25 protein-coding genes are annotated in these 26,872 nt (G+C 49.5%); 10 read left to right on the top strand and 15 right to left on the bottom strand.

Annotation, left to right across the window (positions count from 1 at the left end):
• Positions 1 to 38 precede the first annotated feature (38 nt).
• The 5 genes from arsB to BUB81_RS09665 form a co-directional block, all read right to left on the bottom strand.
• Positions 39 to 1,055, bottom strand: coding sequence for an ACR3 family arsenite efflux transporter (gene arsB, locus BUB81_RS09685; protein ID WP_073322049.1), 1,017 nt, complete (start codon positions 1,053 to 1,055; stop codon positions 39 to 41).
• A 29-nt stretch (positions 1,056 to 1,084) separates the two neighbouring features.
• Positions 1,085 to 1,804: an arsenical resistance protein ArsH gene (gene arsH / locus BUB81_RS09680; protein ID WP_073322046.1), complete on the bottom strand. Its 720-nt coding sequence runs from the start codon at positions 1,802 to 1,804 to the stop codon at positions 1,085 to 1,087.
• A complete protein-coding gene (locus tag BUB81_RS09675) occupies positions 1,804 to 2,274 on the bottom strand; it encodes an arsenate reductase ArsC (protein WP_073322043.1) in 471 nt (156 codons plus the stop codon). Before BUB81_RS09675 ends, arsH begins: the two co-directional genes overlap by 1 nt.
• 40 nt (positions 2,275 to 2,314) lie before the next feature.
• The gene (locus BUB81_RS09670; RefSeq protein WP_073322040.1) at positions 2,315 to 2,647 is read right to left on the bottom strand and encodes a metalloregulator ArsR/SmtB family transcription factor; all 333 of its coding nucleotides are present in this window, start codon (positions 2,645 to 2,647) and stop codon (positions 2,315 to 2,317) included.
• A 117-nt stretch (positions 2,648 to 2,764) separates the two neighbouring features.
• Positions 2,765 to 3,544: an SDR family oxidoreductase gene (locus BUB81_RS09665; RefSeq protein ID WP_073322037.1), complete on the bottom strand. Its 780-nt coding sequence runs from the start codon at positions 3,542 to 3,544 to the stop codon at positions 2,765 to 2,767.
• A 275-nt stretch (positions 3,545 to 3,819) separates the two neighbouring features.
• Between BUB81_RS09665 and BUB81_RS09660 the strand changes: the two genes are divergently transcribed.
• Positions 3,820 to 4,578: a DUF1194 domain-containing protein gene (locus tag BUB81_RS09660; protein WP_073322034.1), complete on the top strand. Its 759-nt coding sequence runs from the start codon at positions 3,820 to 3,822 to the stop codon at positions 4,576 to 4,578.
• A gap of 71 nt (positions 4,579 to 4,649) precedes the next feature.
• Here BUB81_RS09660 and BUB81_RS09655 read toward each other — a convergent pair whose 3' ends face one another.
• The 5 genes from BUB81_RS09655 to pobA form a co-directional block, all read right to left on the bottom strand.
• Positions 4,650 to 4,952, bottom strand: a complete 303-nt coding sequence (locus tag BUB81_RS09655; RefSeq protein ID WP_073322032.1) for a hypothetical protein — start codon at positions 4,950 to 4,952, stop codon at positions 4,650 to 4,652.
• A 4-nt stretch (positions 4,953 to 4,956) separates the two neighbouring features.
• Entirely contained in the window at positions 4,957 to 5,136 is a 180-nt protein-coding gene (locus BUB81_RS09650; protein WP_073322029.1) for a hypothetical protein, read from the bottom strand.
• Positions 5,137 to 7,692, bottom strand: a complete 2,556-nt coding sequence (locus tag BUB81_RS09645; RefSeq protein WP_073322026.1) for a hypothetical protein — start codon at positions 7,690 to 7,692, stop codon at positions 5,137 to 5,139.
• A 38-nt stretch (positions 7,693 to 7,730) separates the two neighbouring features.
• Entirely contained in the window at positions 7,731 to 8,741 is a 1,011-nt protein-coding gene (locus tag BUB81_RS09640) for a hypothetical protein (protein ID WP_073322023.1), read from the bottom strand.
• Positions 8,742 to 8,922: 181 nt separating this feature from the next.
• Positions 8,923 to 10,134 carry a 4-hydroxybenzoate 3-monooxygenase gene (gene pobA, locus BUB81_RS09635; RefSeq protein WP_073322020.1) on the bottom strand — a complete coding sequence of 404 codons (1,212 nt, stop codon included), beginning with the start codon at positions 10,132 to 10,134 and terminating at the stop codon, positions 8,923 to 8,925.
• A 110-nt stretch (positions 10,135 to 10,244) separates the two neighbouring features.
• Here pobA and BUB81_RS09630 point away from each other — a divergent pair, with 110 nt between their 5' ends.
• Positions 10,245 to 11,138, top strand: coding sequence for a helix-turn-helix domain-containing protein (locus BUB81_RS09630; protein ID WP_084526413.1), 894 nt, complete (start codon positions 10,245 to 10,247; stop codon positions 11,136 to 11,138).
• 24 nt (positions 11,139 to 11,162) lie between these two features.
• Here BUB81_RS09630 and BUB81_RS09625 read toward each other — a convergent pair whose 3' ends face one another.
• Positions 11,163 to 12,356, bottom strand: coding sequence for a LysR family transcriptional regulator (locus BUB81_RS09625; protein WP_073322800.1), 1,194 nt, complete (start codon positions 12,354 to 12,356; stop codon positions 11,163 to 11,165).
• A 133-nt stretch (positions 12,357 to 12,489) separates the two neighbouring features.
• On the opposite strand from BUB81_RS09625, the gene BUB81_RS09620 reads away from it, so the two are divergent.
• The 6 genes from BUB81_RS09620 to BUB81_RS09595 all read left to right on the top strand — a co-directional run bounded on the left by BUB81_RS09620 (position 12,490) and on the right by BUB81_RS09595 (position 18,257).
• Positions 12,490 to 13,185 (top strand): 4-carboxy-4-hydroxy-2-oxoadipate aldolase/oxaloacetate decarboxylase, encoded by a 696-nt coding sequence (locus tag BUB81_RS09620; protein ID WP_073322014.1) that lies wholly within the window; start codon positions 12,490 to 12,492, stop codon positions 13,183 to 13,185.
• A complete protein-coding gene (locus BUB81_RS09615; RefSeq protein WP_245819152.1) occupies positions 13,182 to 14,285 on the top strand; it encodes a 4-oxalomesaconate tautomerase in 1,104 nt (367 codons plus the stop codon). The genes BUB81_RS09620 and BUB81_RS09615 overlap by 4 nt, the downstream gene beginning before the upstream one ends.
• 20 nt (positions 14,286 to 14,305) lie before the next feature.
• Positions 14,306 to 15,325, top strand: coding sequence for an amidohydrolase family protein (locus BUB81_RS09610; RefSeq protein WP_073322011.1), 1,020 nt, complete (start codon positions 14,306 to 14,308; stop codon positions 15,323 to 15,325).
• Positions 15,322 to 16,215 carry an amidohydrolase family protein gene (locus tag BUB81_RS09605; protein WP_073322008.1) on the top strand — a complete coding sequence of 298 codons (894 nt, stop codon included), beginning with the start codon at positions 15,322 to 15,324 and terminating at the stop codon, positions 16,213 to 16,215. Before BUB81_RS09610 ends, BUB81_RS09605 begins: the two co-directional genes overlap by 4 nt.
• Before the next feature lie 51 nt (positions 16,216 to 16,266).
• Positions 16,267 to 17,208, top strand: a complete 942-nt coding sequence (locus BUB81_RS09600; protein ID WP_073322005.1) for a Gfo/Idh/MocA family oxidoreductase — start codon at positions 16,267 to 16,269, stop codon at positions 17,206 to 17,208.
• A gap of 62 nt (positions 17,209 to 17,270) precedes the next feature.
• Positions 17,271 to 18,257 (top strand): aldo/keto reductase, encoded by a 987-nt coding sequence (locus BUB81_RS09595; protein ID WP_073322002.1) that lies wholly within the window; start codon positions 17,271 to 17,273, stop codon positions 18,255 to 18,257.
• Positions 18,258 to 18,329: 72 nt separating this feature from the next.
• Here BUB81_RS09595 and BUB81_RS09590 read toward each other — a convergent pair whose 3' ends face one another.
• Together BUB81_RS09590 and BUB81_RS09585 are read right to left on the bottom strand one after the other, a co-directional pair.
• Positions 18,330 to 19,589 (bottom strand): gallate dioxygenase, encoded by a 1,260-nt coding sequence (locus BUB81_RS09590; protein WP_073321999.1) that lies wholly within the window; start codon positions 19,587 to 19,589, stop codon positions 18,330 to 18,332.
• Between the two features lie 112 nt (positions 19,590 to 19,701).
• Complete coding sequence (locus tag BUB81_RS09585) at positions 19,702 to 22,140, bottom strand: TonB-dependent receptor (protein ID WP_073321996.1); 2,439 nt, start codon at positions 22,138 to 22,140, stop codon at positions 19,702 to 19,704.
• Positions 22,141 to 22,279: 139 nt separating this feature from the next.
• Here BUB81_RS09585 and BUB81_RS09580 point away from each other — a divergent pair, with 139 nt between their 5' ends.
• A complete protein-coding gene (locus BUB81_RS09580; protein ID WP_073321992.1) occupies positions 22,280 to 23,533 on the top strand; it encodes a LysR family transcriptional regulator in 1,254 nt (417 codons plus the stop codon).
• 214 nt (positions 23,534 to 23,747) lie between these two features.
• Entirely contained in the window at positions 23,748 to 25,061 is a 1,314-nt protein-coding gene (locus BUB81_RS09575; RefSeq protein ID WP_073321989.1) for an MFS transporter, read from the top strand.
• Between the two features lie 50 nt (positions 25,062 to 25,111).
• Here the strand turns inward: BUB81_RS09575 and BUB81_RS09570 are convergent, their stop codons facing one another.
• Together BUB81_RS09570 and BUB81_RS09565 are read right to left on the bottom strand one after the other, a co-directional pair.
• Positions 25,112 to 26,119: a 2Fe-2S iron-sulfur cluster-binding protein gene (locus tag BUB81_RS09570; RefSeq protein WP_073321986.1), complete on the bottom strand. Its 1,008-nt coding sequence runs from the start codon at positions 26,117 to 26,119 to the stop codon at positions 25,112 to 25,114.
• Positions 26,112 to 26,864, bottom strand: a complete 753-nt coding sequence (locus BUB81_RS09565) for a hypothetical protein (protein ID WP_073321983.1) — start codon at positions 26,862 to 26,864, stop codon at positions 26,112 to 26,114. Before BUB81_RS09565 ends, BUB81_RS09570 begins: the two co-directional genes overlap by 8 nt.
• Between the last annotated feature and the right edge of the window lie 8 nt (positions 26,865 to 26,872).

Below are 26,872 nucleotides of genomic sequence, written 5' to 3'. Positions count from 1 at the left end.
AAAACGCCAATAAAACGCCAAACAAATTCACTATTTCATTATTCAAACCAGCTGCGAGTTCGGTTTGCAAACCACACTAACGACAGCATCACCGGCACTTCTACCAGTACACCGACAACCGTGGCCAGTGCTGCACCTGAGTGCAAACCGAACAGGGAAATCGCTACAGCAACGGCAAGTTCAAAGAAGTTAGACGTGCCTATCATGCACGCGGGCGCCGCAATGTTGTGTGGCAGTTTCATTTGTTTGGCAATCAGGTAGGCTATTGCGAAAATACCATAGGTTTGAATCAACAAAGGAATGGCAATCAGCACAATGGCCTGGGGTTTAGCCATAATGGTGTCAGACTGAAAGCCGAACAGAAGTACTACCGTCGCCAGCAGGCCAACGATTGACCAGGGCTTCATCGCTGACAAAAAACGTTCCAGCTGTGAGTGGTCGTTCGCCTTGTCCAGCTTATTGCGCACCAGCGCACCGGCGACCAGCGGAATCAACACGTATAACACAACCGATAGCAGTAGTGTGTCCCAGGGGACCGTGATGTCCGTAACCCCAAGCAGTAATCCCGCAATAGGGGCAAAGGCGAATATCATGATGATATCGTTGATTGAGACCTGCACCAGAGTGTAATTGGCATCGCCTTTGGTGAGCTGGCTCCAGACAAATACCATCGCCGTGCAGGGGGCGACACCGAGTAAAATCATCCCGGCAATATATTCCGTAGCGGTAGTAGGGTCGACCCAATCGGCAAAGATACCTTTGAAGAACAGCCAGCCGAGCAGCGCCATGGTAAACGGCTTTACCAGCCAATTGATGAACAGTGTGAGAACGAGTCCTCTGGGTTTCTTGCCCACGTCTTTTATTGAGGTGAAGTCGATTTGCACCATCATCGGAAATATCATCACCCAGATCAGTACGGCAATCACCAGATTAACCTGTGCATATTCCAATGCTGCAACGCTGGCAAACAAGTCGGGTGCGATGGCGCCTGCACCCATTCCTGCGAATATCGCGAGGGCTACCCAAACGGTTAGGTAGCGTTCAAATAATCCCATTTTGTATTCCTGGTCGTTATGCTGTGAGGTTAAAGGTTGCGCTGATTGACGCGCTGACTAACTTGCTCTGCTGACTCGACGCGCTCTGAATAGCGGTCTACAAAATAGTCTTTATTGTGGCGTAACAACAAAGTGAATTTCATCAGTTCTTCCATCACGTCTACTATGCGGTTGTAGTACGGAGAGGGCTTCATGCGGTCGTTATCGTCAAACTCCAGAAACGCTTTTGCCACAGAGGATTGATTGGGAATGGTCACCATGCGCATCCACCGTCCCAACACACGTAATTGATTAACCACATTGAACGACTGTGAGCCGCCACAGACTTGCATTACTGCCAGTGTCTTGCCCTGAGTCGGTCGCACACCTCCCATATTGAGGGGGACCCAATCGATCTGACTTTTAAATATACCTGTCATCGCACCGTGGCGTTCGGGAGAACACCATACCTGACCTTCAGACCACATCATCAGCTCACGAAGCTCTGTTACTTTCGGGTGCGTATCCTCGCCTGAATCAGGTTGGGGCAGGCCGGTCGGGTTAAATATTTTCACCTCGGCACCCATCGCACTCAGTAACCGAGCGGACTCTTCAACCACTAAACGGCTGAAAGAGCGTGCTCTTAGCGAGCCGTAAAGCAACAGAATGCGAGGCGGGTGAGAGAGCGGGGTACCGACCAGCTTGTTGACATCCGGCATGTGAAACTGGGCGTTGTCTACGTTGGGTAAGTTCGTTTTGCTATTCGCCATTATTGCGCTCCCAAATTGGCCAGTGACGCGCGTAAGCTTTCCGGAGTAAAGGGTTGCTCGGCAATGGTTTTCAGGTCTGTTACACGCGCTGAAATTTGCGCAATCGTGTCATTGAATGCGTGGGCAATATCTTCTTCGCTACCGGTGAGTTTAGAGGGATCGCTCAATCCCCAGTGCACTTTGACACTCTTTCCAAACCAGACCGGGCAGGATTCACCAGCCGCTGAATCGCAAACAGTAATTACCAGGTCGGGCGCAAAAGCCTCGAACTCATCCCATGATTGACTCTGCAGCCCATCAGTCGGTATTCCTGCTTCATTAAGGTATTTCAGTGACAGTGGATGTACTTCTCCGGCGGGCTGACTGCCCGCACTTTTAGCGGTGATCACGTCACCGGCAACATGGTTGGTGATTGCTTCAGACAAAATACTTCTGCAGCGATTGTGTGTGCAGATATACAAAACTTTCATTGGGGAACCTCAGTGAATAAAAATGAGTGATGAAATGCGCTCAGCAGCAGCCATTTTGTTGCTGACAGCACTGAATACGGGTGAGTGCATCACGAGTGTAATCCCCGTTATGCGCAAGCGTTTCTCGCAGTACCTTGCGCGCCCAGTCCGGCAGCTCAGGATGCAAACGATAATACACCCATTTACCGCGGCGCTCGTCCTGCAGGAGCCCGCACTTGCGCAGCTCCGCGAGGTGTCGTGAGGTTTTGGGCTGATCCAGTTGCAGTGCTTCCATCAGATCACACACGCAAGCCTCGCCAACCTGCGTGATCAATAAGAGAGATTTAAGCCGGGTGTCTTCGGCAAGGCATTTGTAAAACGATAACGGATGCATACTTTAATATATGAAATAACACATATGTGAAATATCGTATATGTTGCGGCGCATGTCAACCCGAAGATCTCAGGTTGCACATAATAGGTTGTTGGGGGAAAGCGGCGAAGCGCTGTTCTAAAAGGCGCTAGGGTTAAGGCCGCCGTCTAATAATACGTTCTGACCGGTAATGTAGCCGGCATGCTGACTGCATAGGAAAGCACAGGTATTGCCAAATTCAGCAGGTACGCCAAATCGTCCAGCGGGCACCTTGGCCGCTAGTTCTGTTGCTACGGTGTCCCGATCCTGGCCGGTACGCTCCATGCCCGCTTTGAACACGCCTTCCAGTCGGTCGGTAGCAAAATAGCCGGGCAAAATATTATTAATGGTAACGTTTTTGTCGGCCACGGTACGAGCAATCCCCGCCAGAAAAGCGGTTAAGCCAGCGCGGGCGCCACTGGATAAATCCAGGCCGGCAACGGGCATTTTCACTGTCATGGACGTGATATTTACAATACGGCCGAATCCTTTTGCTGCCATAGAATCAATAACCTGTTGTATAAGGCTGATCGGGGTGAGCATATTCATATTTACCCCGTCAATCATGGCGTTTTTATCAAGTTGGCGAAAATCTTTTAACGGCGGACCAGCATTGTTGTTCACTAAAATATCAGGGTCGGGGCAGGCCGCAAGCAGCGCCATCTGTCCTTCTTCAGTACTGACATCGGCAGCAACAGGGACAACCGTTACGCCAGTCGACTCTTCAATTTCTTTTGCTACCAGGGCAAGCCGTTGTTCATTTAAGCCATTGATAACCAGATTAACCCCGGCTTCTGCCAGTGCCTGCGCACACGCCCGTCCAAGACCGCGGCTGGACGCACATACAATGGCGTGTTTTCCTTTAATTCCTAAATCCATGCCTTGTTCCTGTAATACGAATCAACCTTCATGGTACTTATTATTGAAACGATTAACAGTAACCAGTGTCGCAAATTTTAGTTAACGTATCGTCCCGACTTTCTGTCGGCTTTTTTTACAAATTTTATATTAGTAAAAATTGATATTTATTATTCACCTGTTTTTTAATGAGTTTTTAGAGTTGGTCTGACATTTGCTGTTAGTCAATATGTGAGCATTTTCTGTTTTGTGTTCACGCTAATACTTCAAAATAGATATATCTCAAGGAAAGAAAGATGAACTTTAAGAAACTCGGATTCGCTTTAGCTGGAATGCTGATGTACGGTGCGGCCTCTCACGCCAATGCTGCACTGGTAGACCTGGAATTGTCACTTGTGATTGATGTTTCCGGCAGTGTAAGCACCGCCGAATATACCCTGCAAATGGACGGTTATGCGAATGCATTTCGCGATACCAGTGTCCAACAAAACATTGCTGCATCGACCAACGGTATTGCCGTAAACGTTGTGTTTTTTGCATCAAGTTATTACTCAACCGCGCTAGACGCGTTCACTATCTTGACCAGCGCTGCTCAGGCTAACGCTTACGCAGATTTACTGGACAACTTCTCACGTCCAGGTGGCGGTGGTACTGCAATTTACGCCGGTATTAACCGCGCCGTTGACCTGTTATTAAATAATGGGTTGGATGCCACCGTGGGTACGGTAATTGACGTATCTGGCGATGGCACCTCAAACTCCTCTAGTACAGCGGCTTCGCGTGATGCAGCTGTAGCACAAGGTTTTACCATTAATGGTCTGCCCATTGGTTCTACTTCCCTTGCCACGTTCTACAATGACTATGTTATTGGTGGTCCGGGCGCATTTGTTCAACCTGCCAGTTCATTTACCGATTTTGAAACTGCGGTCATCAACAAAATCTCAGCTGAAACCTCAGTGGTAACACCACCATCAACGGCTTCTGCGCCAGGGGCGTTGAGCCTGTTACTTGTTTCAGGAGCGTTTATGTTTTTGCGTCTGAGAAAACGTAAGTAAGGTTTGTAGATTCAGATGTCATTACTTGATAAGCGCCCGACAACGGGCGCTTTTTATGTAAGTTGGTTTATTTAGTTTTTGACGTTATTGGTAGTCAATAATGACAGCATCAGCTTTCGCTCTTCCGGCGTCAGTGAATTCAGTATCTTTTCAACGTTTGCCTGATATCGCGCAAGTGTCACTTTGTCGCCTGCAATGGCCGCATCCAGCGTCTGCTCGTACTTTTGTAACAGGGCGTTGACCTTTTGCGTATTTTCCACGTTTTTCACGTGCACAGAGTAGGCCAGATACATAGCACCGCAAAGTCCAATAAACGAGGTGATATCAAATTTGAACGAAATACGGCTTGGTTGTTTTTGTTCGTAATCCTGCATTGCGCTACTCCATGGTTAAAGACAGTTTTAGTTTTAATATTTCAAATTGACGAATTACGTCGCTCAGGGCTTGTTGTTGCTGGTCGAAGAAATAGTGTGTCGCGAAGAAAACCGCCAACATCATGATGATGACGGAGAGGTATTCCGCGAAAAATTTTTTTATTCGGTGCTGTAGCTCGTTCACTTATATTCTCGCTTTGCAGTTGGGCAGTTCTTTATAGTCAACAAAGTTGGATTGGATTGAGTCGGTAATCATTAGGGCGTCTATGTCGCCAATGACAAAGCACCGGTAACGGTTGGCCTGACCTAGCTGAAGTAATATCAGGTTGCGGTAGCCTTGTGATTGAATGGATTTTAACAGGGTGACTAAACCGCCCTGAGTATTGAGGTAATCCGACATGTTTCGTTCAATTTTTGTTACCAGTGACTCCTTGGCTAAATCGCCATTTGCCAGTTTAATCCAATAGTCCGGACTGTTTGCATTTTCAATAAATTCGGAAGCAAGAGATTGCCAGTCTGGCCGGTAAAAATATTTCTGTTCGGCCAGCAGACCAAAGTCAGTATCCTGCATGAAATTCGGCATTTTTACCTCGGACACTTTATCGCCCTCCAGGTAAATCCCCAGATAAGCACCCACATTCAAATCCTGCTTTAACACAGTTATGTTGGCATCAAATGGTTTGATGATTTCACCGCTTCCGAGTTTTTCAGGTAAAAACGACAATAAGTCGTAAAAGATATTGTCGAAAGTGCGCAGCGGCGAGGGCGCTGCGGTCTGCGCGCTGGTGGTTTCGCCGTCGTTAGTCGATTGTTCTGTATTGGCGAGCATGGCACGACGCACCTCACGAACAACGCCAACCTGGCGATACTGACTGTAGAGTCCAGACTCTATATCCAGCATATACCCGAAGGTTGATGTAAGCAGGTTGTCATACAGATTGTCCTGGCTGACCTGTTGGGCGAATCGGGTGGTGATGTTGTGATAAGCGTTGGATTGCATTAAGGCCGAAACAGTTGGGGTGACCAACAGAACAACGGCCGCAAGTAAAGCACCGCCAAAGTACAGCTTACTTCGAGGCCATAAATAATTGCCAATTTTGAAAAAAAGCAGAAATACCGCAAGCAGACTGGCAAAGATACTGGCGGGGGGAATAACGGCCAGTTTTACAGCGTCACGTCCCAATTGAAACATGCTGCCGCCGGGTGAAAAGGCGGTGGTAGCCGCGGTCGATGTGATCATTTTAATGAATGAAATATTGTCCTGGCTGTCCAGCCAAAGTGCTTTGTAACGACTTTCCGCAATACTGGGCGTGAACGCAGGAAGATAATAGGGGCCCAATGCTTCCCGAGCCGCGCTGGTGACAATTGCATGTGAAGCAAAGGCGGGTTTAGGGAGACCTGGCTCAGGCATTTTATAGCTGGCTGCTTGCAGGTATTTATCCCACTCTGCGGCGGCTAACCCCTGATATTTAGCGGCAATGGCATCTATAAGAGGCTGCATATCGGTTGTTTTCCAACCGACAGGCAAGGTAATACCCTGACCGGCGATATAGTCGCGCAGGTGACTCATCATCAAATCAGATTGCTGGTATTGTTCATAGGTCATTTCTTCTGGAATACCATATGTTTCCTGCAAATAGCGCAAGCGGCCACGTTTAAATATGGCGGCCAGGTTGTATTTTGATTTCACAAACTTATTGAAAATAACGTCTTCTGCCTGAAGTGAAATGCCGAAGGATTCACCGCTTTCAAACTTCAGGGTTGTAAGGTAGCGCGCAAAATTCCTTTTAGCTTGCTCTTCGCAGGCTGTGTTGCATCGCGAACTTAGTGCCTGGTCACGGTAGTTACGGTATTGATCGCGAATATTCTCATTGGTGGTGTAGTCTTCCCTGAAATCTCCAGCTTCTAGTAGCTGAACGGCGTAGCGTTCCCAACGCGAATTAATGTGCTTATTGGCGTTATTGAGCAGGGTTAACCGCTCTTGTTCGCGCGCGTAATGATCGTTTTCCTTGCGAAATGCCTCCAGATAAGCGCGGGAAGCTGATTCATACAGTTGCCACTGGGCTTCATACTGCTGATCAAAACGACGAATTCTGGGTAGCGCCTCGGCAATAAAATCATCTTCTTGCTTATTCAACAAAAAGGTATTGGCCATGCTGTCAATGTTGTTTCCAATCAGCGTGTTGAAGCCATTGGAGAAAAACGCCAGTGACGGAATGAGCGCGACCATTAAATCCCTGCGATCAGGGTCCGCTACTATGTGGTCAAATTCCGGAAACCCTTCAATGCTAACAGCTTTGGCGAGGTAAGCTTCTTTATATACGATTGCACGCACAGCACTGAGTTTGGCATCACTGGACTGTGAGTCGACGACACCATCAATCAACACCCTAATGGACGGAATGATCAGCGCCCAAATTGCCAAAAAGGCCAGAGGGCGTAGCAACCACTTTCCCCTGGCACTAATAACCGGGCGAGTGTGACTTTCTGATTGGGTAACACCGAAGAACCGAATCGGAATGAGTGTGACCGCAAACAAGGCCAGACCAAAGCCAGACAGGGTTCTGCCAAACAATTCCAGCCGCTCGGCTGCAATATGGTATTCACCCAGCACCAGCTCGAATGGCTGGGCATACATGTCGATCAGTAAAATATTCAGCGAAAGTTCGAGGCTGACATAAATGGCAAATAATACCAGTATGGCAAGTATCTTCAGGTGTACAGTAACTGCGTGTTTCATACTGTGTCCTTTGTTCTGTCCTTGATAAAGTGAAGTCGTTAACGTTGTGAAGTGGTTATTTTTATGGTGACTTTATTTTTAACCTGGCGTTGTTCGCCATCGTTCACTCGTTTCCGACACAACGCGGCATTTTGGCTGTTACCCGATACACAGGGGTCTTGTTGTTGTTTTTGGAAATAGGCTCTGTATTCAACGATATCGCCACCAACCGTCATGTATTTATCTGACGGTAGTAGCATTTGTTGTTTGTCTAATGCAGTAAAATCAGCGTCTGGTGGCAACGTTTCTACCGCTTCTTCTGGGGTATATCGTGATTGTACAGTGCGCACAGAAACAGGGTTGATAAAATCGCGAAGCTCACTACAGGCAAGCAGCACCTGTTCGTCGACCACGGTGCCTACCGCCGATTTTTTGGTATCGATGAGTTCTCTTAATCTTGCCTCTGACGATGCGACGCTGGCGTTAATTTGGGTATTTGAATTGCGAGATATCCCCTTAACCTTAACGCCCGGAAGTAATCGCTTAACTTGCGATATCAGGGCTTTTTGTTCGTCCGCCGACGTCTGTGGTGAGGGGCGGATAAATACAGTGTCATTCGGCGCCAGTTTGCCAGATAAACTCATGGCAAACAGTGACACAGACACACCGGTTGGCCGGGTGTGGCTGAAAGACAGATCGGTATCGACTATCTGCCATTGTTGGTCAATTTTATCGACATCAGCATAATAGCCTGCATACAGCTCAGCATGAGATGACATATACAGTGGCAGAGAGGGTGAGGTAAACCGGTAATACAGTCGGGTGCCGCAACTGCTACCGTTCACAGGCAAGATATCGCCGGATTCGGCAATCACTAAATTTCGCTTCATCAGTGCTTGCTGTAATGAAGTATGGGATGCCTGTCGACTTGCATGGGCCGGCAAACGGGCTTTAACCTTAACACTATCTTTATATATGGGAGGGCGTTTATCAGTTGCGCCACAGCCACTTATTACTGTTGCTACCACTGTTGCCGCAAGTAAAGTCATTCTGCGAGATGCAAAAAACATCGACCATTCCTTGTCTGTGTACTACTCAATTTTGTTAACAATAACAGATGATTATAATTTTGCTAAGAAAAATTTGAACGTATAGTTAATGTGTCGGGCACAGACCGTGGTGTAACGCAGGGCATAAAAAAGGGCACGTTGTTGTGACATCAGCGCGCCCAGTGAGGAAGCGGGTTAAACGCTAGTCAATGTTCTCATAAGGCATACCAACATACTGGGTCGCGATGACCTGTTTGCCTGCCTGATGATTCAGGAAGAAATCCAGTTCTGATGTCATGAACTGGTCGAAGGTGGCTTTTTGCATGCCGCCCACTTCCTGTTCGTCGAAGTCGTGGAGCATGTTGCTCATCCACCATGAAAAACGTTCGCCATGCCACACTCTGCGTAATGCAATTTCGGAGTAACGTTGCAGCACCGACATATCGCCTTCGCCATAGGCTTTGCACAATAACTTGTAGAGGGTAGCGACGTCCGACGCTGCCAGGTTCAGCCCTTTGGCACCTGTAGGAGGGACAATATGCGCTGCGTCACCTACCAGGAACAGATTTCCCCATTGCATTGGCTCACACACAAAACTGCGCAGTGGCGCAATGCTCTTTTCAATACTGGGGCCGGTCACCAGTCTGGCGGCCATCTCTTCAGGTAAGCGCTTTTTCAACTCTTCCCAGAAGCGCTCGTCGGTCCATTCTTCTACTTTATGGTCGAGTGGTACCTGTAAATAATATCGTGAACGGGTTTCTGAACGCATACTGGCCAGTGCGAAGCCGCGCTTGGTTTTACAGTAAATCAGTTCGTCGCTGACCGGCGGTGTATCGCTGAGTAAGCCCAGCCAGCCGAAGGGGTATACACGTTCGTGCTCGGTGCGCTGCTCAGCCGGAATCGTTTGACGGGACACGCCGTGAAAGCCATCACAGCCCACAACAACGTCGCAATTAAGGCGATAGGATTCACCGCCATGTTCAAAAGTAACGTAGGGGGCATCGCTTTTGGCATCGTGAATAGCAGTATCAGACGACTCGTAATACGTGGTGAGCGCTGCAGCCTCCCGGGCTTCCATAAGATCCCGGGTGATTTCGGTCTGGCCATAACACATGACCGTTTTGCCTTCTGTCAGCTCTTTAATGTTGATGTTAAACACCTGTCCGTAATAAGAAATGTCGAACCCTTCGTGTACATGGCCTTCTTTATCCATGCGTTCGTTCACACCGGCTTCACGGACTAAATCTACAAAACCTTGTTCGAGGATGCCGGCACGAATTCGGCCTAACACGTACTCGCCTGAGACACGTTCAACAATAATGTTGTCGATGCCTTGTTTGGCCAACAGTTGTCCAAGTAACAGGCCGGAAGGACCAGCACCGATAATAGCTACCTGAGTGTTCAGTGTATTCATTGCTCATATCCCATGTCTTTCGATGCAGACATCTTGCCTGTGGCAGCGGACTTTAGTAATTCACATTTTGGGCAACTTATTGTACTTTTTAATCATGTTAAGTTTTTGTAATGGCGCGACGAGTGAGTCAGGAGTCAATTCCGTTTTATCATCTGTACGGTGAAACCTTTCTGCAATGGGAGCCGGGGAGCATACACCTGGAGAGTATTGTGTCCCGTAGCCGTATGTTGGGCTGGGAGATAAAACCGCATCGACATCATAAACTTGCACAAATTATTTGTGTATTTGGTCATGCCTGGCAGGTGGAGCTGGATGATGCGCGGTATGATTTGTCGGGAAACTGGCTGGTCATGATTCCGCCGGGCGTGGTACACGGCTTTCATTTTGAGCCGGACACACAAGGATTTGTGCTGTCGGTAAACAGCGATTTTTTAGCTGAGTTGGCGGCAACAGGTGAGGACCCGTCTGCCTACGATGCGTTGTGGGCGCCTCAGCCTGTTGAGTTTTCGGACCAGCGTCATATTGAGCAGTTTCGACAATTGCTATTGTCGTTAGACGATGAAATTAAACGCGCAGAGTCAGACTCGCGTAGTGCGGTGAATCATTTATTACAGCTTCTATTCATCAACATTCGTCGTCAGCAGCGACTGGAATCGATTTACAGTGAGAGCAGCTCGCGAGAAACCCGGATACTGGTGAAGTTTAAAGCCTTGATAGAAGCCCATTATCAACAGCACTTAAGCGTAAAGGCCTACGCTGATTTGCTGTTTATCTCGGTATCGACGCTGGCACGAATTTGCCAGTCCGTACTGAATAGCAGCCCTAAGCAAATTATTCGCCAGCGCCTGATGAACGAGAGTAAGCGCCGTTTAATTTATACCCGGCAGAGTATCGACGATATTGCGTTAACACTCGGCTACAAGGATGTCGGCTATTTTTGCCGCCAGTTTAAGCAGCAGGAGGGCATTACCGCTGGTGAATACCGCAAACGGCATGCCGTTTAAGTTCGCTCGCAAATGTCACCCTGATCACCGGGCTATGTGTGAAAGCAACTCGATAAACCTGGCCTGAACCGGGGTTGGTTTCCAGTTTTTGCGTAATGTGTAGCCTATTTCACGTTTACTGTCTGGTAGCGGCTGAGAGCTGATGGCCAGTAACCCCGACCTGACTTCCACGGCGACCTGACGAGCCGGCAACAGGGTGATCCTATCGCTGTTCAGCAATAGTCCCCGCACAGCAACCAGTGAACTGCACTCCACTACGTCCTGAGGCGGCGTTAAGCCGCGGGCTTGAAAAAACTGGCTGAACACGGCGCGTGTAGGTGTTCCCTGGCGAGGCGCAATCCATTGATATTGCGTCAGATCGGTTTGGGTTACCGGTTGAGTAAAGAGTTCAGTAGCAGGGTGTCCCACCCGGGCAACCACACTCAGACTGTCGTCGAACAAACGGTGCTGTTCAATATCATTACTTGGCGAAGGGACACGCAGTGCGCCCACAATAATATCGAGCTGACCGTGCAGCAGTGCACTGAGCTGTTCTTCATACGGGCCGTCAATAATACTCACTTTCACATCAGGGTAAGCCTGTAACAGCGCGGTTACCGTGTCTGGCACGATCGCAGTCCTGGCCAGGGGTAAACTGCCCACACTAACACTGCCCGAACGTTGCCCTTTCAAGCGGTTTACTTCGTCTTCGCCCTGGTGAATTTCAGCAAAAAACAAACTGGCAAAGCGGCTCAGTTGACGGGCACGCCAGGTTGGTTCAACCCCCGTGGGCACCCGGTTGAACAACCGCTGTTCGGTAAGGTGCTCCAAGTCTTTGATCGTTTTGCCGAGGGTAGGCTGGGTGAGCGATAACTTCACCGCCGCGGCCGTGTAATTTTGTAATTCCACAATGGTAATTAGCGCGGTTAACTGGCGCAGTGTGACATTGCGTAAAAAGCCAAGGCGTTTGGCTTTGTCGGTATCAAACAATGTATGAGCCGCGGTTTCCAGGTAACTGAATGCGCGCTTTACACGTTCCAGAAATAGCTCACCAGAAGGCGTTGCGAACATGCCGGAATTGGTGCGTTCGAACAGCTGGATGTCTAACTGGCTTTCAAGTTTATTAATAGCCTGGGTCAGTGCCGACTGCGACAAATGGATCTGCTTTGAGGCCTGGGTAACGGTACCGCACTCCCTGATTTCTAGAGCGCTGAGCAAGTGTCGGATATTGAACTGCACGAAAAGGCCTGCCGTTTTTAAATTTGACCCATTATAGAAAAAATTAATAGTGATTTGCACTATTCTAACATTCTTTTTTGATTAGCCTGTCGCATACTGCTTGCATAACAACAGCATTGCAGGATGAAGAACCATGGCAATTTGTGTGACAGACTGTCCAAGACCGTCAGCGTCAACTATTGAACAATATCAGGGAGCAGAAGTGGCCACCGTGCACGAGGCACAGGGGCGTAAAGGGTTACTGGATAAAGCCATGCGGCCAATTTATCGGCCAGCGGCCATTGCCGGCCCTGCCGTGACGTGTCAGGTCGCCCCGGGCGATAATTGGATGATCCATGTTGCGGTTGAGCAATGTCAGCCCGGTGACGTGTTGGTCGTCACACCAACCAGTCCTTGCGATGACGGTTTCTTTGGTGACTTGTTGGCGACCTCTCTGAAAGCCCGTGGGGTAAAAGGATTGATTATCAACGGCGGGGTAAGGGATATTGCCACATTAACCGAAATGGAATTTCCTGTCTGGTCGCGCGCCGTGTTTGCCCAGGGCACAGTAAAAGAGACGATAGCCAGTGTGAACGTACCTGTTGTGTGTGCCGGCGCTCTGATTCATCCCGGCGACATTGTTGTGGCCGATGACGATGGCGTAGTCGTGGTTGCGCGTGAAGAAGCCAACGCTGTGCATGAAAAAGTACTGGCTCGCGTTGCCAATGAAGATAGCAAGCGTGCGCGTCTTGCCGCTGGCGAACTTGGTCTGGATATCTACAACATGCGAGAGCGCCTGGCTGCGAAAGGTTTACGCTACGTGAAGTACGGAGAGGAAAACGCGTCGTGAAAGCAGTTCCTGCCTATGTAATGCGCGGTGGTACATCTAAAGGGTTGTATTTTAACGCTGCTGATTTGCCTGCCGACACGGCTGCTCGCGATGCTGTCTTGCTGGCTGCAATGGGATCGCCAGACGAGCGTCAGATAGACGGCATGGGCGGCGCGCACCCGTTAACCAGTAAGGTTGCGATAGTCAGCCCGTCAACACGCAGCGATGCCGACGTAGACTACTTGTTTTTGCAAGTAGTCGTCGATAAAGCTGCGGTGAGCGATGCGCAGAACTGCGGCAATATTCTCGCTGGTGTCGGCCCGTATGCCATCGAGCAGGGTATGGTTCACCCACAAGGTGATGTTACCGATGTGCGGATCCATATGGTTAATACCGGTGCTTTAGCTGTTGCCAGAGTACAGACTCCTGCTGGCCAGGTGGCCTATGAAGGAGACGCAGGCATAGATGGCGTGCCGGGCACGGCGGCCCCGGTCATGATTGATTTCCTGGACGTAGCTGGTTCGTCCTGCGGTGCGTTATTTCCTTCCGGTAATACCATAGATACTATTGATGGCATAACGGTTACCTGCGTGGATAACGGTATGCCGGTCGTAATGCTGCATGCGGCGTCGGTAGGCGCAACCGGTAACGAAACCCCGGCGGAGCTTGAAGCTAGGACAGATATTAAAGCGAAAGTGGAAGCGATTCGTCTGCAGGCCGGTGAATTAATGAATTTAGGTGACGTTACCCATAAAACGGTGCCGAAAATGAGCCTGCTGTCGCCGGCCAGGCACGGCGGCGCTGTGAATACACACACGTTTATTCCTCACCGGGTACACGAAGCGATAGGCGTGCTGGGCTCGGTGAGTGTTGCTACCGCCTGTGTGTTGCCGGGTACTGTGGCCAGCGAATATGTTAGCAAACCAGCAAGCAACGCGCCTTCAAGTCAAACGTTAACGATTGAACATCCAACTGGTGCATTTACCGTTGAAATGGATATTAGTGGCACCCAGTCGCTGGATACGTTCAGCGTGAATCGCGCAGCCTTGCTGCGCACAGCCCGATTATTAATGCGTGGAGAAGTGCTGGTGCCGAATCATTGCCTGCCAGCATCACAATAAAAACGATTGAGGACACCTACATGATCATTGATTGTCACGGACATTACACCACTGCACCCGAACCCTTGCAGTTATTCCGTAAAGCGCAGATAGAAGCGTATGAATCCGGGCAGGCGCTGCCGGAAGTGCCCTTTATCAGCGACGATGAAATTCGCGAAAGCATTGAAAAAAATCAGCTTAAGCTATTGCTGGAACGCGGGTCAGATATGACTATTTTCTCACCCCGTGCCTCGGCCATGGCGCATCACGTGGGTGATGAAGCCGTATCTAAACAGTGGACAAGCGCCTGTAACGATTTAATCAAGCGGGTGGTAGATTTGTACCCCAAACACTTTATTGGTGTGTGTCAGTTACCGCAATCGCCAGGGGTGCCGATCAAAAACTCTGTTGAAGAACTGGAGCGCTGTGTCAACGAACTGGGATTTGTAGGCTGTAATTTGAATCCGGACCCTTCAGGCGGTCACTGGACGTCAAAGCCGCTTACAGATAAAAGCTGGTACCCGTTCTACGAGAAAATGGTGGAGCTGGATGTGCCTGCGATGATCCACGTATCCGGCTCGTGCAATGAAAACTTTCACGCCACCGGCGCACACTACATGAACGCGGATACCACGGCGTTTATGCAGTTCCTGCAAGGTGACTTATTTAAAGATTTCCCGGAATTGCGTTTTATCATCCCGCATGGTGGTGGCGCTGTGCCTTATCACTGGGGACGCTACCGCGGGCTGGCCGATATGATGAAACAGCCGCCGTTGTCTGAGCACGTGATGAGAAACGTTTATTTTGATACCTGTGTGTACCATCAGCCTGGCATTGATTTGTTGTTTGATGTTATTGATATTAAGAATATTCTGTTTGGTTCTGAAATGATTGGCGCGGTGCGTGGAATCGACCCGGAAACCGGGAATTACTTCGACGACACCAAACGCTATGTCGACGCATTGAACCTATCAGATGCAGACCGCACCGCGGTATACTCGGGTAATGCACGTCGCGTATACCCGCGACTGGATGCAAAATTGAAGGAGATGGGCCTGTGAGTCAGTTTACCCCCGATGCCGATTGGTTGCACTGGCATCAATCCCCCTCGGTGCCTGGTTATAAGGCACCGGCGGGCGCAGTAGACGCCCATTGTCATGTGTTTGGCCCGGGCGACCAGTTTCCTTTTGCACCAGAGCGCAAATACACCCCATGTGATGCGTCCCGTGATCAGTTGTGGGCGCTGCGTGATCATCTAGGCTTTTCGCGCAACGTGATCGTGCAGGCCACCTGCCATGGCGCAGACAACCGGGCGTTAGTTGATGCGCTGAATCACAGTAACGGCCTGGCCCGTGGCGTCGCTACGGTGAAGGCCAGCATTACCGACGAAGAGCTGGATGCATTGCATGCAGCCGGGGTTCGGGGTGTGCGTTTTAACTTTGTTAAGCGACTGGTCGATGCATTGCCATTTGACGATTTAACGCTCATCGCTGAGCGCATCAAACGTCTGGGCTGGCACATCGTTATTTACTTTGAAGCCGCAGAGTTACCCGACCTGTATGATTTCTTTACCAGTTTGCCAACGACCGTAGTGGTAGACCACATGGGCCGCCCGGATGTCACTAAGCCGGTTGACGGTGAAGAGTTTGGCTTGTTTCTTAAATTGCTGGAAGAGAACCCGAATTTCTGGTCCAAGGTGAGCTGTCCTGAGCGTCTGTCGATAAGTGGGCCTGATGGCGGCTACCTGGATGTGGTGCCGTTTGCGCGAACCGTTGTTGAGCGTTTTCCAGAGCGCGTTTTATGGGGCACCGACTGGCCTCACCCGAATATGAAGAGCCATATGCCAGACGACGGCAAACTGGTCGACATGATCCCTTTAATTGCCCCGACAGAAGCGCTGCAACATAAGTTGCTTGTCGAAAATCCAATGCGCTTGTACTGGGCAGAATAAACAGCGGCCACGGCCGCTCACGTCACCTGAAAAATACGTGGAGTAACGAATATGAAGATTATTGTAGTGGGCCCCGGCGCCTTTGGTATTAAACACCTGGATGGGTTACAGAACATCGACGGTGCAGAAGTGGTTGGCCTGGTAGGTCGTTCGCTTGAAAAAACACAAGCCGTCGCCAACGAATACGGCATTCCCAATGTCTATACCAGCCTGGAAGATGCGCTTGAGAGCGATGCTGACGCCGTGATCCTGTGTACGCCGACGCAGCAACACGCCTCCCAGGCGATTCAGTGCATGAAAGCCGGTAAGCACGTGCAGGTGGAAATTCCACTGGCAGATAGCTGGGCCGATTCTGAAGCGGTTGTTAACACCCAGCAGGAGACCGGTAAAGTGTGTATGGTGGGTCATACTCGCCGCTTTAACCCGTCGCACCAATGGGTTCACAATAAAATTACCGGTGGTGAACTGAACATCCAGCAAATGGATGTGCAAACCTATTTCTTCCGCCGTAAAAATATTAATGCCAAGGGCGAGCCGCGCTCATGGACTGATCACTTGTTATGGCACCACGCCGCCCACACGGTAGATCTTTTTGCGTATCAGGCCGGCTCACCGGTGGTTAAAGCCAACGCCATTCAGGGGCCGATTCATCCTGAACTCGGCATTGCCATGGACATGTCTATTCAGCTTCAGGCTGAGAATGGCGCGATTTGTACGCTGTCTTTGTCGTTTAATAACGATGGCCCGCTCGGGACGTTCTTCCGCTACATTTGTGACAACGGCACTTACATTGCCCGCTACGACGACCTGGTAGACGGCAAAGAAAATCCCATTGACGTATCAAACGTGGATGTGTCTATGAACGGTATCGAATTGCAGGATCGCGAGTTTGTCGCAGCGATTCAGGAAGGTCGCGAGCCCAACTCAAGCGTAGGGCAGGTGCTGAACTGCTACCGTGTTCTGCATGAGCTTGAGCAGCAACTTACGGCTTAAGCAAGGTCAAAAACAGTTAACGGCTTGCCAGGTGCAGGCCGTTTTGCGTTAAGGAGTTCGACATGAACAAACGAGAACTGGCAGGAAAACAGGTTGGTGAAATTGGCTTTGGTTGCATGAATGTGAGCCATGCCTATAGCGGTAAGCTGTCTGAAGCCGATGCCATTAGTTTAATGCAAAAAGCCTTTGATGCGGGTATGGACCATTTTGATACTGCGGCATTGTATGGATTTGGTGCTAATGAAGTGGTGGTAGGCAAAGCCATCAAAGACTTCAGGCAGGATATTCTGCTGGCCAGCAAGTGCGGCATGACCGGCGTAAATGGTAAGCGCGTTATCGATGGCCACCCCAAAACACTGCATGCGACGTTAGATACGGCGTTAAAGAGCCTGCAAACCGATTACATTGACTTATACTACCTGCATCGTATTGATCCCGATGTCCCGGTGGAAGAGAGTGTTGGCGCACTGGGAGAAGCCGTGAAAGCGGGCAAAATCGGCGCTGTTGGCTTGTCGGAAGTGTCAGCAGACACATTGGCCCGGGCGCATAAGGAGCATCCTATTGCAGCGCTGCAAACGGAATATTCGTTGTGGACCCGAAACGCAGAAATTGCGGTGCTCGACGCGTGTAAATCAATGAATATTGCGTTTGTGGGCTTCAGCCCGCTGGCACGCGGATTTTTAAGTAACACCTTTAGTGATGTCAGTGAACTGGAACCCAAGGATATTCGCTGTGGGATGCCGCGTTTTCAAGGTGAAAACTGGCAGGCTAACCGAAAACTGTATGCAGCGTTTGCCAAACTGGCAGAGCAGGCTGGTTGCACGCCAGCGCAACTGGCTATTAAATGGGTATTAGCTCAGGGCGAGTTCATTCATGCATTGCCGGGTACGCGAATAGAGGCACATATGCTGGAAAATATCGCAGCAAGTACCATTGAGGTTTCCGGTGACATATTGACCGCCGCTGATGCGCTTATTAACTATCAAACCGTGCAAGGGCCACGGTATCCGGCAGCGGCACAAGGTGACATTGATACTGAAGAGTTTTAAAGGCGTGTTGTAGCTTTAAAAACATTAACAAACCAACAGGCCTCGATAAAGAGGCCTGTTGGTTATTTGAAGTCAGGATTTCTCTTTTCCTGCTACTGAATAGGTGATTGCTGAGTTGCGCGATTGCTGAAATTCCTCAACGGTTTCGCCTCGCATCTGAGCGTAAATATCTATGTTGGTCATGCCCAGTACCGCGGCCATTTTCTCCAGACTGAAGAAAATCACACCATAGTGAATTAATCCGATCCAATCCCGTTGGTTGAGCAACGAGATTTCCTGCTCAGTCAGTCCGTACTCGGCGAACAAGGTATCAGGCGAGTCAACAAACTGCTGACGATGAGCAGGTTCTATCAGTTTGTGCAAAAAGTGATTTAGCCGCCATGCATTGTGCGCCCGTTCCAGTGTGAACGGATGTGTGCCAGGAATATCGCCAATTCCCGCCAGTTGTTCACCGACTTTTTGCTGATGAGCTTCGATTTCATTTTCGCTGCTGCTGTCTTTGTCCTGAAATATAACCGTGGCGATATTCGTCATCGACGGCAAATACGTTGCCCGGTGCAAACAATCGACTTGCTCGGAAAGTGCGCCGCGCATGATCAACCACATGATCACTTCAGCTCCCTCCAGACCGCCCAGGCGGGCATAGTCTGCGTGGGTCATGGAAGCCAGTTGTGACGGATCACTTTCGAGCAAGTCGAGAAACTGTTCATCCCAGTCGGGATTGTTAAAACCACAACGTTCACCGTGTACCTGGTGAGACAAGCCGCCCGTTGCAACAATGGCGACATTGATATCTTCCGGGTAGCTTTCAATCGCACGACGCAGTGCTTTGCCAAGCTTAAAACAGCGTGACGCTGTAGGGATAGGAAACTGCAGCACGCCAATTTGCAGTGGGATAATGTGGTTGTCCCAGCGGCGACCGCGGTCGGTCATCATGGATAACGGTGAGAATAATCCGTGATCTATCGGTTTTTTCTGGAAAAAAGACAAATCAAACTCGTCAGCGAATAACGACTGACCGATGTGTCTGGCCAAAGCAGGGTGGCCGGAGACAGGCGGGTAGTCCCGCGCACCACCGCCTTCGTCAGCGGGACTAAAGGTGTCGTCGACCCCAAGCGTAAAGGGAGAATAATGGTCGAAGAAAAACGATGTAATATGGTCGTTGTAAATAAATACCAGCGCATCTGGTTGCTTGTCTTCAAGATAGTTACCTACCTTGTCAAACTGTTCGAATACCGGCTTCCATGCAGGTTGCTCGCGAAGCGCTTTATCCTGCGCAAAGCCAATGGTGGGCGTATGGGAGACGCCTATACCGCCAATGATGTTAGCCATGTTGTCCTCAATAAAAAATATGCCCCTTAGGGCATGGAGACTGCCGGGCGAAAAAGAGCAGATATGGCCCCAGTGCTTATTTGCACTGGTGCCCGGGCCATACCTGTTACCATTAAAACTCGTAGGTGAAGTTTGCAAAGACTACGCGAGGTCGAGCGTAGGCGGCTTCTGCATAGCCACTACCGGAACCCAGCGATGAGTTACCGGATACTTTGTAGACTTCGTCTGTTGCGTTGTTCACGCCGACAGTGAGTTTCCAAATTTCGTCGAACGGCTGAACACTCACTGACATATCAACAGTGGTGTAGCTATCCTGTTGTGCAATTAACGCTGTGTTTGAAGCGTCAAAGAACACTTTGTCGCTAAACGACACATCAATACGCGGCGTTACCAGGTAGTCGTCCAGTTCAGCATAGTAGCCAATACCTACGTTACCCTGGAATTCAGGTGCGAAGGGCAGTTGGTTGCCTTCTGCTACTCCGGTATTTACCGGACGACCAGGAACTTCAATTTCAACCGCCTCATCGACTGAAGAATCGAGGTAGCCAAATCCACCTTCAATTACCCAGTCATCGTGTGGTACCCAAGTAAACTCAAGCTCTGCGCCGTCAATTGACGCTTTACCGGCATTGAAGAACCAGGGCGCAATAAACACGCGGTAGGTGAATTGCAAATCGGTGTAGTCTGAACTGAAAATAGCACCGTTTAACCGGAAGTTATCGGTAATGTCAGACTTAAAGCCGACTTCGATGGTTTCTACTTCTTCCTGGTCAAATTTATGACCGGCTTCCAGGTCGGATTCAGTCAGAGCAAAGTTAAATGTCGAGTTCCAGCCGCCGCCTTTGAAGCCTTCTGAGAAGCTACCGTAAAACATGGTGTCACGAGACATTTGATAGCTCAGGTTGAACGACATGGTCGTTGCTGAGAAATCGGCTTCGTAAAGCTTCACTTCCAGGTACTTGGCTTCCGGATTGGCATAGTCAAACTGGTCCGGAATCGATCCTTTGGTCTCCTCGGTACGACGAATACCTACAGCAGCGCTTAGCTGGTCAGTAATGTCGTAGGTGATCTGCGTGTAGTAGGCAAACGATTCGTTTTGAGTAATGTTGTTGTCACTGTCTAGGTGACACCCGTCTGTGCCTTCGCCACAGCTGTAGCCCGAGGCTTTGTCGCCCACCTGTACGGTCAGAATATCGGTAACTTCTTCTTCGTAATAGTAAATACCGGCAACGGCTGTCAGGTTGTCAGTGACATAGTTGAACTGGAATTCCTGACTGAACTGGTCGCCCGATGAGTCGAAATCAGTGTGCAAAATGGTAAACGGCGTGTTATCCGCGTCACGACGACCCACCCATTCAAGGTTGCGATATGACGTAATGGATTTAGCCGTAAACTCGTCGGTAAACGCATATTCAAGGTTTAACGACGCGCCCCAGTTGGTCATGGAGCTACCCATCTCCGCTGTACCGTTATTTGCGAACGGGCCAGCATTCCACTGACTGTTTACACAACGTGGATCGTTATTTTCACCGGTGTAGCCGCGCGGGCCGCCACCACTGGTTAGCAAACCCGAGACATCTAACGTTGAGCCTTCGGCGGTGGTAACCGGGCGTCCCGGTGGGCCAGGGTAGGCTATCCACGCATCCGGACAGCCTGCGATAACGCTTTGACTGGCACCAAACCAGCCGGCATCGTGAGAAGTGTTGGTTACGTCGTTGTTGTTGTTGTAGCCGGCAAAGACCAGTGCAGAGCCGTTTTCATCAGCGTCTGTGTAGTCGTAAAGCAGTTTAGCTGTGAATTTTTCGTTTGGATCGTAATAAATTTTTGCTGAGAAGGTGGTGTTATTGGTATCGCCCAAATTCAACCCGTCATACAGGCGTTTTACATAACCGTCCTGCTTTTTGGTGCCCGCAGTGAAGCGGGTTAGCAAGTCGTCGCTAATAGGAATGTCGATGGCGCCAAACGCCTCAATCAGCGAGTCTTCGCCGATGCCAAAACGCACTTTGCCGCCCAGTTCATCGCCGGGAGCCTGGGTGTTGATCAGAACCGCACCACCAATGGTGTTACGACCAAACAGGGTGCCCTGCGGCCCGCGCAGTACCTGAACGCTTTCGATATCACGCAGTTCCATGTTGCCGCCCACCGATTGACCGATGTAGACATCGTCAATGTACAGGCCTACACCCGGATCCGTGTTCGCACGTGGACTGATTTGGCCCACACCGCGCACAAAAATCACCGACGAGTTGTTGTTGCCCGCCAGTGGTGCGTTATTGGTAAATTGCAGGTTAGGGGTAATTTTACCGATGTCGTCTGATCCTGTGATCTGACGACGTTCCAGTGCATCGCCGTTAAACGACGTTACCGAAACCGGCACTTCCTGCAGGTTTTCCGTTACTTTACGCGCTGTTACTGTAATTTTGTCAAGTGCCTGACTCGCGTTGGTTTTTGCACCTTCCTCAGTTTGTTCCTGAGCAAATGCAACACCCGACTGCAGAGCCAAACCGGTTGCAATGGCAACCGCTATACGTGACATGTTAATTGTTTTCATCTCTGTGCCCTCATAGATTAAAACTATTGTAATTATGTTGTTAACATATTGTGTCACGTTGAATATCTAATAGTGCCAGCAATATCACCAATTGAAAATTGACTTTTAATATAAGAAATTGCTAATTTCAGCTTTATGGATGGGCAATATTGAAGAACTGGATATGTTGGAAAAGCGGGTTACTAGCGGGCTAAATTTGTTTCATTTACGGGTATTTTTAACCGTGTATGACATTCGTTCTATCTCCAAAACCGCGGAGCTGTTAGGGCGCTCTCAGCCGGCGATAAGTCAGGCAGTTAACAGCCTGGAGCGTACATTCGACGCCAAATTTTTTCATCGTTCTACCAAAGGTATTACCGCCACGGACGAAGCCACCACGTTGTGGCGTCGAGTGAAACGCGCGTTGAATTCGTTGGATAGCTTCTTTGATTTAATGCTAAAAAACTTTGGTCAGGTCCCAAAAAATGTGTCGCGACATATTACAATGACACAATTAAACGCGCTAAAAGCGGTCGCTGAGGCAGGCAGTTTCAGTGCTGGCGCGGCTATCTCTAACAAAGCCAATCCCACTATTCACAGAGCCGCCAGAGATTTAGAGCAAACAGTAAATGTGAACCTGTTCGAGCGAACCAGTTTCGGGATCAAACCTACCAAGGTTGCCATACAACTGGCCCAGGTTGCGGGGGTCATGGAACGTGAAATAGAGCTGGCCTTTGCTGAGATAGCGAAAATGTCTCATCAGGAAAAGGGGAATACCGCCATTGGTGCAATGCCTATGGCCAGAAGTTACATTATTCCCAAAGCCGCGACGGAATTTAAACTGCAATATCCGGGTCACAAAATTTCTATTGTTGAAGGGTCGTATGAATATTTGCTCCACGACCTCATGCGCGGGAAGCTGGATATACTTGTTGGCGCAAGCCGCAGTTTGCCCGAGGGAATTGAAATTAAAGAAGAGCCCATTCTTACTGAGTCCATTGTGCTGTTGATGTCGCGAAGTCATCCACTGGCCAATAAAGACGACCTGGCAGTCGATACGCTGTTGACGTATCCCTGGATCCTGCCCAGAACCTCTTCGCCTCTGCGAAAAACCTACGAAGCCTTGTTTCAGGTTCACAATGTGGCACCGCCGGAAAATGTGATCGAATGTAATTCCTTATCAGCGTCACGGGTAATTCTGGAAAATAGCCCGTCACTCATGTTGCTTTCAGAAGCACAGGCACGCCATGAGCTCATGAGTGGCACCATGGTAAGTAAACAAATTAGCGGCTTTAATGCACAGAGAACCATAGTAGTGCAATACCGTGAAGACAGTATTTTAACGCAAACACAAATTGCGTTAATCGACCACATAAAACACATTGCACAAAGTGAGTCGCAACTCATGGATTGAGGGCTTTTTCGCCATTTATTATCACTAAGTACAAAAGAAATAGCTCAATATTGGCTTTTCATACGAACCCTGAATTAGCTTTTTCTTATGACTGAATCGTATTTTTTAATTGGTATCCGACGTTGAGGTGTTACATAGTCTTAACAACTTCGGAAAATCTGTCATTTTCTGTTAACCAATTAATTAACAATGCCCCTGGCACGAGGAAGTCGTTATGAGTACCAGCATTGTCGAGTCGGTCCGTCATCACATAGACAAGGCACCGATTTCGGTTACCCAGTACATCGTATTTGCAATTGCGTTTATGTTGAACGTGGTTGATGGTTTTGATGTTGTGGCTATGTCTGTTGCCATGCCATCTCTAACCGCAGACTGGGGAATTTCCGCAACGGAAAAAGGCTATATTCTGAGTGCGGCATTGATTGGAATGACGCTGGGAGCGATGTTTCTGGCGCCGTTTGCCGACAAAATTGGCCGGCGAAATATTTTACTGATCGCGACGGTTATGATTGGCGTGTCCATGGTAGTAACCGGGTTTATTCCACAATCCGTTGAATGGATGATTGCGATTCGGGCGGTGTCCGGGCTCGGCATCGGTATTATTTTTGCTAACTCCGCCACTATAGGCGCGGAATTTGCGCCGGAGAAGGCGCGTAATCTGGTGGTTACCATTATTGTAATGGGCTATGCCGCCGGTGCGACGATTGTAGGCCCCATTGCGAATGCCATTATAGAGTCATCTGGTTGGGAAATGGTATTTGTATATGGTGGCCTGTTTACTTTGCTAATGACGGTTGTGTTGTATTTTTACCTGCCGGAGTCGATTGAATTCATTGCCACGCAACAGGGCAATGAGAACGACAAACTGTACAAAATAAACAGCATACTGAGCAGCATGGGCTGCACGGCTATGCGCGAGTTACCTGCGCATCAGGTTGAAAAACAACGTATCTCCGTAATCAATTTATTTAAAGCCGATTTGGGCAAGCAAACGGTGGGCGTGTGGGTCATTTATTTCATGGGCTTTATGTCGCTGTATTTCCTGATGTCCTGGATCCCTACCTTGTTTGTTAATAGTGGGTATGAACGTGCTGAAGGTATTGCGGCGCTGACCTTATACAACCTGGGCGCGGTAGCGGGTATCGTGCTAATTGGTTTGATTGCCACCAAAATAAAACTGGCTAAACCCATTGCCATCTATTTTATTGGCTCAGCGCTCTTTCTGGCTGTTGTTGCGTATTGGCAGCCTACTTCTGTATTCTGGTTAAACACGCTGATCTTTATTATTGGCTTTTTGCTTCAAGGGGCGTTTACCGCCATGTACGCCATGGCCGCCCGGGTTTATCCAACCAGCGTACGCGCAACCGGTATTGGCTGGGCCGCGGGGCTTGGCCGTATTGGTGCCATTCTATCGCCCATCGTTGCAGGATATTTGGTGGCGGCGCAGTGGGGAATGTATGACCTGTTTATGCTGTTTGCACTGCCATTACTGATTGCCGGTGTTATTGTGTACTGGTTCAAACACTGAGTCATTTTTCTATAAGCCGGTGCTTGCGCCGGCGTCTTCTAAGCAAATTTTTACACCTCACCGTAATCTACAGACACGTCTGAAAATTCCCCGGCCATGTGTTGACAGCTCAGGCGTTTACCTGATGCTATCTCTGCGTCGCTCAGTAATGCGCGCTCTGTTGGACTCGCAAGTACGTCATTCGTGGTTTGTATAACGCATTGTCCACAACTGCCGCCACCGCCGCATTCTGTGGGAACCGAAATATTGTGCTTCGTCAGTGCGAAAAAGAGCGGCTGCTTTGCTGGAAGTGTCAATGTTTGACGCTGCCCGTTATAGGTTACAGTGACGTCAACAGATGCCTTTGCTGACGGAGAAGCAGAAAGTCTGCGTCGGTAGGCTAACACTAGTCCGCTTCCGGCCAGCATTAGTGTTGCCATGCCAAACACCACAATAAGCGGATGATTAAAACCGCCGGTGTTGGTGTAATCCATGAAGTGAAGTGTCAGCATCAGGTGCTTCAGGCGGGAATGATCGTTACTGTGCGCGATGACTTTACCGGTATCGGCATGCAGATACACTTCGGTGTTTACATCATCATTAAAGGTGACTTTCCACAATGGATTTTGCTGCCGGCCATCGAATTCAAACGGAGGAAGGGTTAGCGCTGGCGCTGATGCACTGCCAGGGCCATTGTAGGATTTAACGGCGATGCGTTTTACCTGTGCTGGCTGGATATACCAGGGCAGTCCTGACACGGCGTGAAATAGCTTGTGTTGTTGCGCAGTGTATTGATGCAGCGGTTCCTGAGTCTTTACCTGATAAAGTGGGGTACCCGACACCCAGATCAGCTCGGCGGAAAGCACTGGTTCATCAACAGGCAGCTTCGACAGTGGAATAAAACGGGCAGTGGGGGTATTTCCCCGATGAGAAACAGGCTGTCTGTATTGGTTACCCGATGCGGCTTGCGTATCCATTTGATTGAAATACAGACCGGTCCCCGCCCAGATCAGGCACTGGATCCCAACCAGAGCAGATAGCCATTTGTGCCAACGGGTAATGTTAACCGGATTAATCATTGTGGCCCCCTTTGTTCAGCGCATTCAGCGTATTCGAACCAGGAGAAGCGAAATTTAAAAAGCGGCAGACGAGTAGCAAAATACCACTGATTATGGCAACGATAGCCAATACGGCCAGCACCAGAAGCAGAGGATTAGCGACATTTTCGCCGTCGTCGTAATCCATGATATGAAAACGCCACATCCAGTCGAAAGCCCGCCAGACATTGTGGCGGCGGGTAACGATTTGTCCGGTGGCCTGTTGAATGTAAAAGGTGGTGCCAGCCAGATCGTCAAAGGTCACTTGCCACACGGGAAGCCAGCGAGGGCTGAGCTCTGCAGGTGTCGCTTCCGGTAAATCAATCAGTTTGACTGCCGTAATATTTGCAGAATCAGTGATCGATGACGTTGCGATCTGGCGTACTTCTGACGATGTCAATGGCGAGAGCTGTTGGCCATTTGTTGCATCGACAATGGTCCACTGGGTGTCGTTTGTTCGTTTAAACCGATAAACGAGTTTATTTTGGCGCTTATACAGCGTGACCTGTGTGGCAGTGGGAAATGCATCGAGTAACGCCGCAATAGGGTAGTCAGCGTCCTGAATTAAAAATCGGTTGTGCTTGTCATCAGACAGGGTTTCACCGTGTATAAAGTGGATATCCATACTGATCATATACAGGCCTGTTAATGCCCAGATCAGCACTTGTATGCCAATGCCGCGCATCAGCCATTTATGCAGGGTTCTTGTTTTTATTAGTGAACGCATCAGGTGGC

Origin of the sequence: Marisediminitalea aggregata, assembly GCF_900129565.1 — a bacterium.
Lineage (GTDB): Bacteria > Pseudomonadota > Gammaproteobacteria > Enterobacterales > Alteromonadaceae > Alteromonas > Alteromonas aggregata.
The sequence above is the reverse complement of the archived record's forward strand: the minus strand, read 5'-3'. Positions and strand labels throughout refer to the sequence as shown.